We start from the raw sequence: 14,721 nt of genomic DNA, 5'->3' as shown, positions 1-14,721 counted from the left end.
CCCGGCCCCCACATCCCGTGAGGGGTGTGGGGGCCTACCGAGGGATCGGTCACCTGCGCGGCTGGGCGTCCAGTACCTGCTGGAGCGCCTCGAACTCCTCGACGCACTTGCCGGAACCGAGGGCCACGGAGTCCAACGGGTCCTCGGCGATGTGGATCGGCATGCCGGTCTCCTGGCGGAGCCGCTCGTCGAGACCGCGCAGGAGCGCGCCGCCGCCGGTCAGGACGATGCCCCGGTCCATGACGTCGCCGGAGAGCTCCGGCGGGCACTTGTCGAGGGTCGTCTTCACCGCGTCGACGATCGCGTTGACCGGCTCCTCGATGGCTTTGCGGACCTCGGCTGCCGAGATGACGACGGTCTTGGGGAGCCCGGACACGAGGTCGCGGCCCCGGATCTCGGTGTGCTCGTCCTTGTCCATGTCGTACGCGGAACCGATCGTGATCTTGATCTGTTCGGCGGTCCGCTCACCGAGGAGGAGCGAGTACTCCTTCTTGACGTGCTGGATGATCGCGTTGTCCAGCTCGTCACCGGCGACCCGGATCGACTGGGCAGTGACGATTCCGCCGAGCGAGATCACCGCGACCTCGGTGGTGCCGCCACCGATGTCGACGACCATGTTCCCGGTGGCCTCGTGGACCGGCAGGCCCGAGCCGATGGCTGCCGCCATGGGCTCCTCGATGATGTGCACCTGACGCGCGCCGGCCTGCGTCGATGCCTCGATGACGGCGCGTCGCTCGACCCCTGTGATGCCGGAGGGCACACAGACGACGACCCGCGGGCGGGCCAGGTAGCGGCGCTTGTGGATCTTGAGGATGAAGTAGCGGAGCATGCGCTCCGTGATCTCGAAGTCGGCGATGACGCCGTCCTTCAGTGGCCGCACGGCAACGATGTTGCCCGGTGTGCGGCCGATCATCTTCTTGGCCTCGGAACCGACCGCGAGGATGCCACCCGTGTTGGTGTTGATGGCCACGACGGACGGCTCGTTCAGAACGATGCCGCGCCCCCTGACGTACACCAGCGTGTTGGCAGTCCCGAGGTCGATAGCCATGTCACGGCCGATGAACGACATTGAGTTCCCCTTGTTCCCCATGAGGATGCGTCGGGCCTTCCCAATTGAAGCGATTGGCTTGTTTTTGGTAGGCGAGGTTGGCGCTGTGGGCGTGGAAGCTTCCATCGTAGTGCCGTGAGCACGGACACAGCGCGACGGTCCTTCGCCAATGCGGGTGGAACGGGTGCCCGCTCCACTCATGGTGACGATACGTCGGAAGGATGCGTTCCCGCGATCGCGGGCCCTATACCGAAGGGCGACCGAATTACTTCGGTCGCCCCAGGTCATGAGCGCTGTTTGGCTGATCCGAGGTCAGGAAAGTCCGGGAAAGAACAGCTTCAGTTCTCGCTCTGCGGACTCCTCGGAGTCCGAGGCGTGGATGAGGTTCTCCCGGGTGATCGTGCCGAAGTCACCGCGGATCGAGCCGGGCGCGGCGGCGATCGGGTCGGTCGGTCCCGCGAGGGCGCGGACGCCCTCGATAACCCGCTCGCCTTCGGCCACCAGAGCGACGACGGGGCCGGATGCCATGAACTCGACGAGCGGCTCGTAGAACGGGCGGCCCTTGTGCTCGCCGTAGTGCTGCTCCAGCGTCTCCTGGTCGAGCGTGCGCAGCTCCAGCGCGGTGATCTGCCAGCCGGCCTTGCGCTCGATGCGGCCGACGATCTCGCCGATCAGCCCACGCCGGACGGCGTCGGGCTTGAGAAGGACGAGGGTGCGCTGAGTCATGTACGGCTCCTTGCAGGCATACGGGTGCGGTGAAGCGAGATTACAGGGGTACGTGAACGGACCGACGGCCGGGTTTACGTGCCGTCGCCGACGGGCGACGGCACGGTGGACATCAGCCCGCGGCCGGTGTGTGCGCGGCCTCCTGCGCCGCCCATCTGGCCTTCGCCTCGTCGATCTTGCGCCCGTAGTGCACGGAGGCCCACCACAGGCCGCCGAAAGCCAGCCCGAGGACGAACATCATCGGGACGACGAAGCCGCTCAGCACCAGCGCGATCTGGAACGCCCAGCCCAGCTGGATGCCGCCCGGACGGGTGATGAGGCCGCAGAGGACGACGGACAGCAGCATGCCGATGCCGCAGACGGTCCACACCGTGGCCGTCGACAGACCATCCGACTTCATGGCCACCAGGCCGGCGAACCCGATGACGAAGAACTCGCCGAGCAGCGTCGACGCGCAGAGCATACGCACAGGTCAGCCCCTTCCCAGAAGCAGCCGGGCCTCGCCGACCGTGATGACGGAGCCGGTCACGAGGACACCCGCTCCCGCGTACTCGTCCTCTTCCTCGGCGAGGGTGATCGCCGCCTCCAGCGCGTCGTCGAGGCGCGGCTCGACCTGCACGCGCTCGTTGCCGAAGACCTCGACGGCGATCGCGGCCAGTTCGTCCGCGTCCATCGCCCGCCCGCTGGAGTTCTGTGTGATGACGACCTCGGCGAAGATCGGCTCGAAGGCTTCGAGGAGCCCCCGGACGTCCTTGTCGCCGCTCGTGCCGACCACACCGATGAGCCGGGAGAAGCTGAACGCCTCCGTCAGCCCGTCCGCGGCGGCTCGCGCGCCCGCCGGGTTGTGGGCCGCGTCCAGGACGACGGTGGGACTGCTGCGTACGACTTCGAGACGGCCCGGCGAGGCGACCGAGGCGAACGCCTTGCGGACCGCCTCGATGTCGAGCGACCCGCTCTGCTCGGCGCCGATGCCGAAGAACGCCTCGACCGCGGAGAGCGCGACCGCCGCGTTGTGCGCCTGGTGGGCGCCGTACAGCGGGAGGAAGATCCCGTCGTACTCACCGCCGAGGCCGCGCAGGGTCAGGAACTGGCCGCCGACCGCGATCTCCCGGGTGACGATGCCGAACTCCATGCCTTCGCGGGCGACGGTGGCGTCCACCTCGACGGCCTTCTTCAGCATCACCTGAGCGGCGTCCACGGGCTGCTGCGCCAGGATGACCGTCGCGCCCTGCTTGATGACGCCGGCCTTCTCCCCCGCGATCTCCGCGGGCGTGTTGCCGAGGCGGTCCGTGTGGTCCAGCGAGATGGGGGTGACGACCGCGACCGAGGCGTCGATGACGTTGGTCGCGTCCCAGGTGCCGCCCATGCCGACCTCGACGACCGCGACATCGACCGGCGCGTCGGCGAAGGCCGCGTACGCCATGCCCGTCAGTACCTCGAAGAACGACAGCCGGATGTCCTGCTGGGCGTCGACCATGTCGACGTACGCCTTGATGTCCTCGTACGTATCGACGAAGCGCTCGGCCTCGATCGGGGCGCCGTCCAGACTGATCCGCTCGGTGATCGACTGGACGTGCGGCGAGGTGTAGCGGCCGGTGCGCAGGTCGAAGGCGTTCAGCAGGGCCTCGATCATGCGGGCCGTGCTGGTCTTGCCGTTGGTCCCGGTGATGTGGATGGAGGGGTACGCGCGCTGCGGCTCACCCAGCACGTCCATCAGTGCCGCGATGCGCGTCACCGAGGGTTCGAGCTTGGTCTCGCCCCAGCGGCCGGCGAGCTCCTGCTCCACGGCGCGCAGTGCCTTGTCGGTCTCCGGGTCGGTGGGGCGGGCGGGAACCTCGGCGCCCTGCGGCGGTCCCGAGTGGGTGCGCAGTGTGCGGCTCCCGGCCTCGATCACCGCCAGGTCGGGGTCGCGCTGGGTCTCGGCTTCGACGATCTCGTCGAAGCTGTTGTCGCTGGGGTCGGGCTGCTCGGTCACGGGTCCAGTCTACGGAGGACCACCGACACGGCCTGCTACCCGCCCTCCCCCACGCTCCCGGGCTCTTGCCCGTGGGACGCGCGAGGCCCCGGACCGTGCGGATGCTGTTGGTTAATCCGGGGCCTCGCGCGGGTGCGCCGATCAGGCTGCGGGCAGGCTGTCCAGCTGTCCCTGGATCCGCGCGATGTCCGCCTCGGCCTTGGTCAGACGGCCACGGATCTTCTCGACGACGTGGTCCGGGGCCTTCGCCACGAACGCCTCGTTGCCGAGCTTGCCGTTGGCCTGCGCGACCTCCGACCGGGCCGCGTCGAGGTCCTTCGTCAGGCGCTTGCGCTCCGCCGCGACATCGATCGTGCCGGAGAGGTCGAGCGCCACCGTGGCGCCCGCGACCGGCAGCGTCGCAGTGGCCTGGAAGCCCTCCTCGGCGGGCTGGAGACGCAGCAGCTGGCGGATGGCCGCCTCGTGCGGGGCGAGCTCCGTGCCGGTCAGGGTGAGCCGGGCCGGGACCTTCTGGCCCGGCTGGAGCCCCTGGTCGGAGCGGAACCTGCGGACCTCGGTGACGACCTGCTGGACCAGCTCGATCTCCTTCTCCGCGGCGTCGTCGCGGAATCCGGAGTCGGTGGGCCAGTCGGCGATGACGACGGACTCGCGGCCGGTGAGCGCCGTCCACAGGGTCTCCGTGACGAACGGGACGACCGGGTGCAGCAGGCGCAGCATCACGTCGAGGACCTCGCCCAGGACACGGCCCGAGACCTCGGCGGGCTTGCCGCCCGCGAAGAACGTGGTCTTGGAGAGCTCGACGTACCAGTCGAAGACCTCGTCCCAGGCGAAGTGCCGGAGCGCCTCGCTGAGCTTGGAGAACTGGAAGTCGTCGTAGTACGCGTCGACTTCGGCGACGGTCTTGTTGAGCCGGGAGAGGATCCACCGGTCCGTCACCGACATCTCGCCGGCGGACGGGAGTTCGCCCTCGATCGTGGCGCCGTTCATCAGCGCGAAGCGCGTGGCGTTCCAGATCTTGTTGGCGAACTTCGCGGAACCCTGGACCCACTCCTCGCCGATCGGGACGTCGACGCCCGGGTTGGCGCCGCGTGCCAGCGTGAAGCGCAGGGCGTCGGAGCCGTACTTGTCCATCCAGTCCAGCGGGTTGACCACGTTGCCGAAGGACTTCGACATCTTCTTGCCGTGCTCGTCGCGGACCATGCCGTGCAGGACGATCGTCCCGAACGGCGGGACGCCGTCGTTGACGTAGAGGCCGAACATCATCATCCGGGCGACCCAGAAGAAGAGGATGTCGTAGCCGGTGACCAGGACGGAGTTCGGATAGAACTTCGCGAGGCTGTCCGTCTGTTCGGGCCAGCCCAGCGTGGAGAACGGCCACAGGCCGGAGGAGAACCAGGTGTCCAGGACGTCGCTGTCCTGGGTCCAGCCCTCGCCCGTGGGGGCCTCCTCGTCCGGTCCGACGCAGACGACCTCGCCGTTCGGGCCGTACCAGACGGGGATGCGGTGACCCCACCAGAGCTGGCGCGAGATCGTCCAGTCGTGGAGGTTGTCGACCCAGTCGAAGTACCGCTTCTCCATCTCCTGCGGGTGGATCTTGACGCTGCCGTCGCGGACGGCGTCACCGGCCGCCTTGGCGAGCGGGGCGACCTTGACCCACCACTGGAGGGAGAGGCGCGGCTCGATCGTGGTCTTGCAGCGCGAGCAGTGTCCGACGGAGTGGACGTACGGGCGCTTCTCGGCGACGATCCGGCCCTCGGCGCGCAGTGCCGCGACGATGGCGGAGCGGGCCTCCAGGCGGTCGAGGCCCTCGTAGGGGCCGGAGACCGTGATGACGGCGCGCTCGTCCATGACCGTGAGGAACGGCAGGTCGTGCCGCTTGCCGATCTCGAAGTCGTTCGGGTCGTGGGCCGGGGTCACCTTGACGGCGCCGGTGCCGAACGCGGGGTCGACGTGGTGGTCGGCGACGACCGGGATCGTGCGCTCGGTGAGCGGCAGCCTGATCTGCTTGCCGACGAGGTGCTTGTAGCGCTCGTCGTCGGGGTGGACGGCGACGGCAGTGTCACCGAGCATCGTCTCGGCGCGCGTCGTGGCGACGACGATGGTCTCGTCGCCGTCGCCGTATGTCATGGAGACGAGCTCGCCGTCGTCCTCCTGGTACTCGACCTCGATGTCGGAGATCGCGGTGAGGCAGCGGGGGCACCAGTTGATGATGCGCTCGGCGCGGTAGATCAGCCCGTCGTCGTACAGCCGCTTGAAGATGGTCTGGACGGCCTTGGACAGGCCCTCGTCCATGGTGAAGCGCTCACGGGACCAGTCGACGCCCTCACCGAGGCGGCGCATCTGGCCGGAGATCTGACCGCCGGACTCGTTCTTCCACTGCCAGACGCGCTCGATGAACGCCTCGCGGCCCAGGTCGTGGCGGGACTTGCCCTCCTTGCCGAGCTCGCGCTCGACGACGTTCTGGGTGGCGATGCCGGCGTGGTCCATGCCGGGCTGGTAGAGCGCCTCGAAGCCCTGCATGCGCTTGCGGCGGACGAGGGCGTCGATCAGCGTGTGCTCGAAGGCGTGCCCCAGGTGGAGGCTTCCGGTGACGTTCGGCGGGGGGATGACGATGCTGTACGGGGGCTTGTCGCTGTGCTCGTCGGCTTCGAAATACCCGCGTTCTACCCAGCGCTCATACAGCTTCCCCTCTACATCGGCCGGCGCGTACTGGGTCGGCAGTTCGGGGTTGCTGGCTGTCTGCTGCTGAGTGTTCTCGGTCACGAGGGACAGTTTAGGGCCGTCACAGTCCTGCATTGAAACCGGTTGGTTCAGTAACGGTGTGCCGCCCGATGCCCCACGTCAGGGCCGCGTCCGCCAGGATGTTCGGAACGCATAAGCATTCTGAGGGGACAGCAGCATGAGCTACAACCAGCCGGGCCCGTACGGCGGGCAGCAGCCGCAGGGCCAGCCCGGACCGTACGGACAGCAGCCGGGCCCGTACGGCGGCCAGCCGCCGCAGGGTCCGCCGCAGGGCCAGCCCGGTTACGGGTACCCGCAGCAGGCCCCCCAGGGTGTACCGCCGCAGCAGCAGCCCCCGCAGGGCTACGGCTACCCGCAGGGCCAGCAGCCGGGCCCGTACGGCCAGCAGCCGCCCGCGCCCCCGTACGGCGGCCAGCCCGCGTACGGCGGCCAGATGCCGATGCCGCCGGCCGCTCCCAGGAAGAAGACCGGTCTGATCATCGGTGGCGCCGTCCTGGCGCTGGCCGTCATCGCAGGTGGCGTGTACTTCATGACGTCGGACGGCGGTGGCTCGGTCGCGGACGACGGCAAGACGTACAAGCTCGTGACGCCCGAGACGGTGCTCGGGGGCGCGTACAAGAAGGCCCCCAATCAGAACGACGAACAGATGTCGGAGAAGGACCTCAAGGAAGCCGAAGCCTGGGGGGTGGCCAACGCCAAGAACGTCAGCGGGAGTTACACCTCCGGGGACACGGCGGCGCAGAAGATGCTGTCGTTCAGCGGTGTCTACGGAAACATCGAGGACCCCGAGAAGGTCGTCGACGCCATGTTCGCCAACATGAAGGCGGAGGCCGAGAAGGACACCGACAGCGAGACCAAGGGCGAGCTCCTCGGAAGCCCCAAGGCGTTCACCCCGACCGGGTTCGAGAACGGCGTCCTGAAGTGCCAGGAATCCAAGATCACGGGTGCTGGTGGCACGGGCGGTACAAAGCCCACCACGATGCCGCTCTGCATCTGGGGCGACCACAGCACGGTGGTCTACGTCCTGGACCTGGACATGGCCGCGATGATGACCGGCAAGAGCACGTCGATGGGCGACGCGGCCGCCAACGCGGCCAAGCTCCGCAACGACGTGCGCGTCGAGGTCAAGTAGCGCCCGGCCGGCCCCTGACGGACATCGGTCCGCCGGCCTGGCGCCGCTCTCTCACCCAGCGCGGCTCACGACGCTCGGCGTCAGGCCGACGCGGTCGGTGCGTGCCTGGCGAAACGCGAAGGGGGCGCTCCCACCGTCGACCGGTGGTGGGAGCGCCCCCTTCGCGTGCGTGCTCCGTGCCGTCGCTACGCGGACTTCTCGTGGCGGCCGCCGTCGTTCTTGCCGATCGTGCGCGGCTCGCGCGGGACCAGCGTCGGGTTGACGTTGTTGCGGACGACGTCCGGGGTGATGACGACGCGGGCGACGTCCTTGCGGGACGGCACCTCGTACATCACGGACTGGAGGACTTCCTCCATGATGGCGCGCAGGCCGCGCGCGCCCGTCTGGCGCAGGATCGCCTGGTCGGCGATGGCCTCCAGCGCCTCGCGCTCGAACTCCAGCTCCACGCCGTCGAGTTCGAACAACTTCTGGTACTGCTTCACCAGTGCGTTGCGCGGCTCGACCAGGATCTGGAGCAGTGCCTCGCGGTCCAGGTTGTGGACCGAGGTCAGCACGGGGAGACGGCCGATGAACTCCGGGATCATCCCGAACTTCACCAGGTCCTCCGGCATGACCTCCTGGAACTGGTCGCTCGCCTGGATCTCCAGCTTGGACCGGATCGTCGCGCCGAAGCCGATGCCCTTGGCGCCGGCCCTCGACTCGATGATCTTCTCCAGCCCGGAGAAGGCACCGCCCACGATGAACAGCACGTTCGTCGTGTCGATCTGGATGAACTCCTGGTGAGGGTGCTTCCGGCCGCCCTGCGGCGGTACGGATGCGGTGGTGCCCTCCAGGATCTTCAGCAGGGCCTGCTGGACGCCCTCGCCCGAGACATCGCGGGTGATCGACGGGTTCTCGCTCTTGCGGGCGACCTTGTCGATCTCATCGATGTAGATGATCCCCGTCTCGGCCTTCTTGACGTCGTAGTCAGCGGCCTGGATCAGCTTGAGCAGGATGTTCTCGACGTCCTCGCCGACATAGCCGGCCTCCGTCAGCGCCGTCGCGTCGGCGATGGCGAACGGGACGTTGAGCATGCGGGCCAGCGTCTGCGCGAGGAGCGTCTTGCCCGAGCCCGTGGGGCCCAGCAGCAGGATGTTGGACTTGGCGAGCTCGATCGCGTCGTCGCGGTTGGCCCCGCTGCTGTTCTCGCCGGCCTGGACCCGCTTGTAGTGGTTGTACACAGCGACCGAGAGGGCCTTCTTCGCGGGCTCCTGTCCTACGACGTACCCCTCGAGGAACTCGTAGATCTCGCGCGGTTTGGGAAGCTCCTCCCACCGCACCTCGGAGGTCTCCGCGAGCTCCTCCTCGATGATCTCGTTGCAGAGATCGATGCACTCATCGCAGATGTACACACCGGGTCCCGCGATGAGCTTCTTCACCTGCTTCTGGCTCTTTCCGCAGAACGAGCACTTGAGCAAGTCGCCGCCATCACCGATGCGTGCCACGAGGTGCTTCCCCTTCGCCTGGGAGACGCCTGGTTCAGCGGCTCCTGGTGCCTCTATCCGACGGTACCTTGCCTGACCCCCCGTACGGGCCCCCCTTGGCACGGTTCACACGGCCGAGACCGTGCGAACGGAACGTGCCAAGGGGAAAGACCGGCTCAGACGGAAGCGCCTGCTGTGGTCTTACGGGTGGAGACGATCTGGTCCACCAGACCGTACGCGAGGGCGTCCTCCGCCGTAAGGATCTTGTCGCGCTCGATGTCCTCGCTGATCTTCTCCAGCGGGGTGGTGGAGTGCTTGGCCAGCATCTCCTCCAGCTGCGTACGCATCCGGAGGATCTCGTTGGCCGCGATCTCCAGGTCGGAGAGCTGCTCACGGCCGGTCTGCGAGGACGGCTGGTGGATCAGCACACGGGCGTGCGGGAGCGCCATGCGCTTGCCCGGCGTGCCCGCCGCCAGCAGGACCGCGGCGGCGGAGGCCGCCTGGCCCATGCAGACCGTCTGGATGTCCGGCTTCACGAACTGCATCGTGTCGTAGATCGCGGTGAGCGCGGTGAACGAGCCGCCGGGGCTGTTGATGTAGATCGAGATGTCGCGGTCCGGGTCCATCGACTCCAGGCACAGGAGCTGCGCCATGACGTCGTTGGCCGAGGCGTCGTCGATCTGGACGCCGAGGAAGATCACGCGCTCCTCGAAGAGCTTCGCGTACGGGTCGTACTCACGCACACCCTGCGAGGTGCGCTCCACGAAGCGCGGGACGACGTAGCGGTTGTCCACCTGCGGGCCGGTGTAGAGGCCGCTCGCGGAGGCGCCGGGGAAGTTGTTCATGTGGGTGTTCACCATCCTGGTGGCGTTCTGTGGGCTGGGTTCTCGGCGTACGAGAGGCGCGGAAGAGGGTGCCGGTCCGGTGGAGGCCGGATCAGGCGCCGGTGCCGCCGCCGCCCGGGATGCCCGACGCGACCGAGATGATCTCGTCGATGAGGCCGTACTCCTTGGCCTCTTCCGCGGTGTACCAGCGGTCACGGTCGCCGTCGCGGATGATCGTCTCCACGGTCTGACCGGAGTGGAGGGCGGTGATCTCCGCCATACGCCGCTTCGTCCGGAGCAGGTACTGGGCCTGGATCTTGATGTCCGAGGCGGTACCGCCGATGCCGGCCGAACCCTGGTGCATGAGGATGTCGGTGTTCGGGAGCGCGAAGCGCTTGCCCGCCGAACCACCGGTCAGCAGGAACTGGCCCATCGAGGCCGCCATGCCCATACCGATGGTGACGACGTCGTTGGGGATGTACTGCATGGTGTCGTAGACCGCCATGCCTGCGGTCACCGAGCCACCGGGGCTGTTGATGTAGAGGTAGATGTCCTTGTCCGGCTCGGCGGCAAGGAGCAGCAGCTGTGCGGTGATCTTGTTGGCGATGTCATCGTCGACCTGCTGACCGAGGAAGATGATGCGCTCGCCGAGCAGTCGGCTGTAGACCTGGTCGCCGAGGCCACCACCGAGGGACGGCTCTCCGGCGGCGTAGGGCATCAGATTCGTCACGTATCCACCTGCTCGTCTCTGACGGCTCCGGCCGTCTCAGCGTCTTCGTACCGGGTGGGCGGGGACTCCCCCACCCTTCCTTCATGGACCCTAACGCGCAGGTAGGACAACGCCATCCCGGTTCCCCAACTGTTCGCTGGGAGCGCAAGGTAAGCAGTCCGCACAAGGGTTCCGACGGTCGTACGCCGATACGACGACGGGCTCCGGACGCACAGCGTCCGGAGCCCGTCGAACGGATCGGTACGAGGCTCAGCCCTGGGGCTTGTCCTCGGCGTCCTCGGTGTCCTCGGTGTCGCCATCGGCGGCCTCGACGGCCTCCGTGGTCTCTTCCTCGTCGTCCTCGAGGTCGACGACCTCACCGTTGGTGTCGACGACCTTGGCGGCCTCTACGACGACGGCGAGCGCCTTGCCGCGGGCGACCTCGCCGACGAGCATCGGCACCTGGCCACCCTCGACGACGGCCTGGGCGAACTGGTCGGGGCTCATGCCGGAGGAGGCTGCGCGCCGCATGAGGTGCTCGGTGAGCTCCTCCTGGTTGACGTTCAGCTTCTCCTTGTTGACGAGCTCGTCCAGGATGAACTGGGTCTTGATGCCCTTGATCGCCTGCTCGGCGGTCTCGGCCTCGAACTCCTCGAGGGTCTTGCCCTGGATCTCCAGGTACTTCTCGAGGTCGATACCCATCTGGCCGAGCTGGTGGTGCTCGAGGTTGTGCTTGCGGGTCTGGACCTCGTCCGCGAGGAGCTTCTCGGGGATCGGGACCTCGGCCAGCTTCAGCAGCTCGTCGAGGACGCGCTCCTGGGCCTGGGTGGCCTGGTCGTACTGCTTGGTGTTCTCGAGGCGCTTGCGGCTGTCCGCCTTCAGCTCGTCGAGCGTGTCGAACTCGCTCGCCATCTGGGCGAACTCGTCGTCCAGCTCGGGAAGCTCACGGGAGGCGACGGCGGTGACCTTGACGGTGACCTCCGCGTCCTTGCCCTCGGCGGAGCCGCCCTTCAGCTGAGAGGTGAAGGTGGCCTCGCCACCGGCCTCCAGGCCGGTCACGGCCTCGTCGATGCCTTCGAGGAGCTCGCCGGAACCGATGGTGTACGAGACACCCGCGGCCACGCCGTCCTCAAGGACCTCTCCCTCGACCTTGGCCTCCAGGTCGATCGTGACGACGTCGCCTTCGGCGGCGGCACGCTCGACCGGGTTGGTGGAGGCGAAGCGCTCGCGGAGCTGCTCCACGGCCTTCTCGACGTCCTCGTCGGTGACCTCGAGGGCGTCCACGGTGACCTCGATGCCGGAGTAGTCCGGGATCTCGATCTCGGGGCGCACGTCAACCTCGGCAGTGAAGGACAGCAGCTCGCCGTCCTTCAGCTCGGTGATGTCGACCTCGGGCTGGCCCAGAACGTTGAGCTCACCCTCGTTGACAGCCTCGGTGTAGAACTTCGGGAGGGCGTCGTTGACGGCCTCCTCCAGCACAGCACCACGGCCGAACCGCTGGTCGATGACCCGGTTGGGGATCTTGCCCTTACGGAAGCCCTTCACCGTGACCTGCTGGTTGATCTTCTTGTACGCCGCGTCGAGGCTGTCCTTGAGCTCCTCGAAGGGCACCTCAATGCTGAGCCGAACCCGGGTCGGGTTCAGGGTCTCCACGGCGCTCTTCACGGTTCGGTCTCCTTGGGGGCTGACTTCTTGGGGTTCTGCTGGACCGCCGGGGGCGGCTTCGCGGATCGGGCCCGGTTCATCGGACACACGGGCACGCAATTTGCATAGTAACGGCAAGGGGGATGACTCCCCCAATGCGATCTTGCCTGTGGTCGGGGTGGCCGGATTCGAACCGACGACCTTCCGCTCCCAAAGCGGACGCGCTACCAAGCTGCGCCACACCCCGTCGGTGCGACACGAAGGGTACATGCCGTCGGGCCATGCCTCGCACGCTTTGCACCGGGCGTCTCACAGGGGGTGTCCGGCCGCGGCTGCACGGCGGGCGCCCGGCCGGTCCCGTAACGGGTGTGCGGAGCACGCCGCGGACCCGCTACGATGCTGTTCGTGCCGAGGTCCACGGACCTGCGGTGCGGTGCATGCGGGCGTAGCTCAATGGTAGAGCCCTAGTCTTCCAAACTAGCTACGCGGGTTCGATTCCCGTCGCCCGCTCCATACGAAAGGCCCGGTTCGGCAGTGACTGCCGAACCGGGCCTTTCGCGTTAGTCCCTGAGCCACTGACGGCTCGTGGGCCGACGGACCGCCCGGATCAGAAACTGATCTGGTTGATGGTGTCCGCGAGCGAGTTCATGAACCTGTTGATCGACGGCGCCATGCCGGTCGATGCCAGGAAGAAGCCGAAGAGCACTGCGACGATCGCGGGCCCGGCCTTGATGGATCCACCACGGATCAGCACCACCAGGATGATCGCCAACAGAAGCACCACAGACAGTGAAATGGCCACGACTGATCACACCCTTGGTCGGTCCGCCTTGCCGGCCCGGCAGCGTGCGATCCAGCACGCGCCGTCGCATCCATCGTGCCACCAACTCCCGTGTGGTTGCCGCCAGGTGGCGAATCAACCTGCCCGAATCGCGCCATACTCGCGCCCGCGCACACCCCGGGGCGGACAGCCACGGGCGGGCGCCCCGGCGGTCCCGGCCCGCGCGGGGCACGGATTGCGGTCCCCGCTGTGAGACAGCTGTGAGGTAACTGTGCGCCAGGTAGGGGGAATTTAAATGAATGTGATGGTTGCCATATCCCCACACTTCATTCACAGCCCATTCCCAGGAATCAGTGGGGCGAAATTCACATCCCTCAACCACCCTCCACTATGCGCCATTTAAGGTGGATTAAGCGGTGCATAGCGGGCATATCTCTGTGGTTTCACTTCCGAATGAGCGGGAACACGCGATATGCCTTGAGGGTTTTACGAATTGCAATCGACGGGTCTAGGGTGCCTTAGATGTTCCAAGCTCCGAGCGTATTTCAGAGGGCCCCACTCCCCCCTGCGACCCGGGAGTCGGAGCCCAGACCCGAGCAGACCCTGACGGCCCCCGGCACTCCCCCCACCCCCGTGCCGACCGGTCCCGCTGCCGCCGCACCGGCCAAAAAGCGTGATGCCTACTTCGACAACGTGAAGTTCCTCGCCATCGTGCTGGTCGCGGTCGCGCACGCCTGGGAGCCGGTGATGGACGGCAGCCGGGCCACCCGGGCGCTGTACATGGTCGTCTACGCGTTCCACATGCCGGCCTTCATCCTCATCTCCGGCTACTTCTCGCGCTCGTTCGAGATGACGCCGAGCAAGGTGAAGCGCCTGATCACCGGCGTCGCCGTGCCCTACGTGGTGTTCGAGACCGCGTATTCGCTGTTCAAGCGGTACGCCGGCGGGGCGCCCGAGCAGGAGATCAGCCTGCTCGACCCGATGTTCCTCACCTGGTTCCTGATCGCGCTGTTCGTCTGGCGGGTCACCACTCCGGTGTGGAAGGCCCTGCGCCACCCGCTGCCCGTGGCACTCGCGATCGCTGTGCTCGCCTCGGTGACCCCGGCGATCGGGGACGACCTCGATCTCCAGCGCGTGCTGCAGCTCCTCCCCTTCTTCGTGCTCGGCCTGATCCTGAAGCCCGAGCACTTCCAGCTGGTACGGCGGCGCGAGGTCAGGCTGCTCAGCCTGCCGTTGCTCGTCGGGTCCCTGCTGTTCGCCTACTGGGCCGCGCCGCGCATGCAGCTCGGCTGGTTCTACCGCAGCAACAGCGCGCAGGAGATGGGCGCGCCCTGGTGGTCGGGGGCCGTGATGTCCCTGGCGATGTTCGGCTGCGCACTGGTCCTGACCGCCGCGTTCCTGGCCTGGGTGCCGCGTCGGCACATGTGGTTCACGGTGCTCGGCGCCGGGACGATCTGCGGCTACCTGCTGCACGGCTTCCTGGTGAAGGGGGCCGGATACGCCGACCTGTTCGACCGCTTCGAGTGGCTGGGTTCGCCCGGTGGGCTCGTGCTCGTCTCGCTGGTCGCGGCGGCGGCGGTCACGCTGTTCTGCACGCCGCCGGTACGGCGTGTCCTGCGGTTCGCCACGGAGCCGGACATGAACTGGGCGTTCCGACGGGATGCCGCCAGGCTCTGA

At 67.6% G+C, this 14,721-nt stretch carries 12 protein-coding genes and 2 tRNA genes; 3 read left to right on the top strand and 11 right to left on the bottom strand.

The window, feature by feature from the left end; translation table 11 throughout:
* Nucleotides 1-49: 49 nt before the first annotated feature.
* The 5 genes from ACFWSK_RS28155 to ACFWSK_RS28135 form a co-directional block, all read right to left on the bottom strand.
* Nucleotides 50-1,069 carry a rod shape-determining protein gene (locus tag ACFWSK_RS28155; RefSeq protein WP_383791876.1) on the bottom strand — a complete coding sequence of 340 codons (1,020 nt, stop codon included), beginning with the start codon at nucleotides 1,067-1,069 and terminating at the stop codon, nucleotides 50-52.
* Between the two features lie 291 nt (nucleotides 1,070-1,360).
* Complete coding sequence (gene ndk / locus ACFWSK_RS28150) at nucleotides 1,361-1,774, bottom strand: nucleoside-diphosphate kinase (protein ID WP_266930635.1); 414 nt, start codon at nucleotides 1,772-1,774, stop codon at nucleotides 1,361-1,363.
* Nucleotides 1,775-1,886: 112 nt separating this feature from the next.
* Nucleotides 1,887-2,243 carry a DUF4233 domain-containing protein gene (locus ACFWSK_RS28145; protein WP_383791873.1) on the bottom strand — a complete coding sequence of 119 codons (357 nt, stop codon included), beginning with the start codon at nucleotides 2,241-2,243 and terminating at the stop codon, nucleotides 1,887-1,889.
* 3 nt (nucleotides 2,244-2,246) lie between these two features.
* Nucleotides 2,247-3,749: a bifunctional folylpolyglutamate synthase/dihydrofolate synthase gene (locus tag ACFWSK_RS28140; protein WP_383791870.1), complete on the bottom strand. Its 1,503-nt coding sequence runs from the start codon at nucleotides 3,747-3,749 to the stop codon at nucleotides 2,247-2,249.
* Between the two features lie 141 nt (nucleotides 3,750-3,890).
* A complete protein-coding gene (locus ACFWSK_RS28135) occupies nucleotides 3,891-6,512 on the bottom strand; it encodes a valine--tRNA ligase (RefSeq protein WP_383791866.1) in 2,622 nt (873 codons plus the stop codon).
* A 136-nt stretch (nucleotides 6,513-6,648) separates the two neighbouring features.
* On the opposite strand from ACFWSK_RS28135, the gene ACFWSK_RS28130 reads away from it, so the two are divergent.
* Nucleotides 6,649-7,623 carry a hypothetical protein gene (locus tag ACFWSK_RS28130; RefSeq protein ID WP_383791862.1) on the top strand — a complete coding sequence of 325 codons (975 nt, stop codon included), beginning with the start codon at nucleotides 6,649-6,651 and terminating at the stop codon, nucleotides 7,621-7,623.
* A 185-nt stretch (nucleotides 7,624-7,808) separates the two neighbouring features.
* On the opposite strand, the gene clpX is transcribed toward ACFWSK_RS28130, so the two are convergent.
* The 5 genes from clpX to ACFWSK_RS28105 all read right to left on the bottom strand — a co-directional run bounded on the left by clpX (nucleotide 7,809) and on the right by ACFWSK_RS28105 (nucleotide 12,510).
* A complete protein-coding gene (gene clpX / locus ACFWSK_RS28125; protein WP_328910151.1) occupies nucleotides 7,809-9,107 on the bottom strand; it encodes an ATP-dependent Clp protease ATP-binding subunit ClpX in 1,299 nt (432 codons plus the stop codon).
* Nucleotides 9,108-9,262: 155 nt separating this feature from the next.
* Nucleotides 9,263-9,946, bottom strand: coding sequence for an ATP-dependent Clp protease proteolytic subunit (locus tag ACFWSK_RS28120; protein WP_328910152.1), 684 nt, complete (start codon nucleotides 9,944-9,946; stop codon nucleotides 9,263-9,265).
* Between the two features lie 76 nt (nucleotides 9,947-10,022).
* Nucleotides 10,023-10,628, bottom strand: coding sequence for an ATP-dependent Clp protease proteolytic subunit (locus ACFWSK_RS28115; RefSeq protein ID WP_383791926.1), 606 nt, complete (start codon nucleotides 10,626-10,628; stop codon nucleotides 10,023-10,025).
* A gap of 261 nt (nucleotides 10,629-10,889) precedes the next feature.
* Nucleotides 10,890-12,284, bottom strand: a complete 1,395-nt coding sequence (tig, locus tag ACFWSK_RS28110; RefSeq protein ID WP_383791859.1) for a trigger factor — start codon at nucleotides 12,282-12,284, stop codon at nucleotides 10,890-10,892.
* A gap of 149 nt (nucleotides 12,285-12,433) precedes the next feature.
* Nucleotides 12,434-12,510 (bottom strand) — tRNA-Pro (locus ACFWSK_RS28105).
* Nucleotides 12,511-12,702: 192 nt separating this feature from the next.
* Between ACFWSK_RS28105 and ACFWSK_RS28100 the strand changes: the two genes are divergently transcribed.
* Nucleotides 12,703-12,776: transfer RNA gene (locus tag ACFWSK_RS28100), tRNA-Gly, on the top strand.
* Between the two features lie 94 nt (nucleotides 12,777-12,870).
* On the opposite strand, the gene ACFWSK_RS28095 is transcribed toward ACFWSK_RS28100, so the two are convergent.
* Nucleotides 12,871-13,065, bottom strand: a complete 195-nt coding sequence (locus tag ACFWSK_RS28095) for a hypothetical protein (protein WP_173313276.1) — start codon at nucleotides 13,063-13,065, stop codon at nucleotides 12,871-12,873.
* Between the two features lie 501 nt (nucleotides 13,066-13,566).
* Between ACFWSK_RS28095 and ACFWSK_RS28090 the strand changes: the two genes are divergently transcribed.
* Entirely contained in the window at nucleotides 13,567-14,721 is a 1,155-nt protein-coding gene (locus ACFWSK_RS28090; RefSeq protein WP_383791856.1) for an acyltransferase family protein, read from the top strand.

Source organism: Streptomyces sp. NPDC058620 (genome assembly GCF_042717135.1).
Classification (GTDB): Bacteria; Actinomycetota; Actinomycetes; order Streptomycetales; family Streptomycetaceae; genus Streptomyces.
Note: the sequence above shows the minus strand (reverse complement) of the source record. Positions and strands in the feature narration are given on the sequence as shown.